The organism is Dyadobacter jejuensis, from assembly GCF_003149085.1.
GTDB classification, from domain to species: domain Bacteria; phylum Bacteroidota; class Bacteroidia; order Cytophagales; family Spirosomataceae; genus Dyadobacter; species Dyadobacter jejuensis.
On record NZ_QGDT01000064.1, the window covers coordinates 1 to 1,310 of the forward strand.

At 49.0% G+C, this 1,310-nt stretch carries 3 protein-coding genes; all 3 read right to left on the bottom strand.

Annotated elements, in window-relative coordinates:
- A partial coding sequence (locus tag CLV98_RS23255) for a hypothetical protein (RefSeq protein WP_146202361.1) occupies positions 1-215 on the bottom strand: 215 nt, incomplete at its 3' end.
- A complete protein-coding gene (locus CLV98_RS23260) occupies positions 205-1,026 on the bottom strand; it encodes a hypothetical protein (protein ID WP_109678529.1) in 822 nt (273 codons plus the stop codon). The genes CLV98_RS23260 and CLV98_RS23255, both read right to left, overlap by 11 nt.
- Positions 1,026-1,310, bottom strand: a 285-nt coding sequence (locus CLV98_RS23620) for a hypothetical protein (protein ID WP_158281330.1), incomplete at its 5' end; no start/stop codon positions are given. The genes CLV98_RS23620 and CLV98_RS23260, both read right to left, overlap by 1 nt.

The window sequence follows — 1,310 nt, forward strand, 5'->3', positions numbered from 1 at the left end:
CTGTTATCATACAAAGGCGTTTCTGCAACCTGGAAGGTGCAGACAAGCTGATCGGGCCGGATCGTCTTTTCAAAAAGATGGCCCATCTCCTGCAGTCCATCGGGACCAACGCTGATATGCTGAAACACATCGATACCGCCCAGCGTCTGACTGGCATGTTTAAAAAACTCCTCTAAGGTGATCAGATCCTTGATCACAACCATTTCAGTATTCATATCCGTTTTCTTGTTTGTCCCGAATCTCTTCGGCGTTTAATGTATCATCCAGGGCCGCTACAAATACCAGGTGTACCGGCTGGCGGCATACCTGGTCGAAGTTTCCAAAGTGCCCTTCCTTGGCAATGTTTTTTAGCATCATGATCCAGCCGCGGCCATCGCTATAGCGTGGTTCGGTATCCCCACCAAACAGCTCATCGTACTGGTCCAAAAACAAACGGGTCTGTACTTCAAAATAAGTAAGCAAAACCGTCTTGGTTTCCAGGCTCAGGGTTGCCAAGTGTTGGGCATGCATGAGCATACGCGACTCATTATAGGGCTCCCGCATATCTCCATTCCACTCCTCCGAGTTTTTGAAAGCCTTCAGATCCTTTCGCTCAGGGCGGTAAATGGTGGCCAGCAGCCGATCCAGGGCCGACAAATCTCGATCGTCCGGACGAACAAAATCGGTGTAGGCCATCATGGCCATGGAAAGCTCCAGGGCGCTGGTGTCTGCAAAGAGCTCGTCCATCAATAGGTACCGGATCGCATCATGCTCGAAATACTCGAAGGGCTTCCCCTCTGGCATCTCAAACACCCACTGGATCTGCTTTTTTAAAGCTTCCCACTGCAGCTGGCTCAATCTCCAGCGCGCCCAATCTAATGGCCGGATCCTGAAAATAAGCTGAACGGCCATGCCATAGATCTCATCGGTTATAGCATCGGCAGGCAAGCGACAAAAGGGAATCAACTTTTCAAATTGTCGCCTATCACATGCCTTCCAGGACTCTGGCCCTTTATAGGTCTTGTTTCTATAGGTTATCTCATCCATTATGCTGGCTCCACGATTACGATCAAATCAGGATCTCCCCAATTGATGACCAGGTTAGCGAATCGATAGGTTTGTGGACCATTAAGGGTCGGGCTCGTCAGGTTCTTGGATGGAATCCGGATTCGGAAGGGTAACGTCGGTTGATTAGAGAACAGGCAATAGACGTCCACATTTTTGCTACTCGCTGGCAAAGTAGTATCAGAATACCGGACAGAACCCGAGTAAACCGTATTGCTAATTTCTTCTTTGTTATCGATAAGCACAGCTATAATCGGATGAAAGCC

What these genes read in the sequence shown, in the direction of transcription:
- CLV98_RS23260 (WP_109678529.1), bottom strand. Translation starts at nt 1,026, where the DNA reads ATGGATGAGATAACCTATAGAAACAAGACCTATAAAGGGCCAGAGTCC.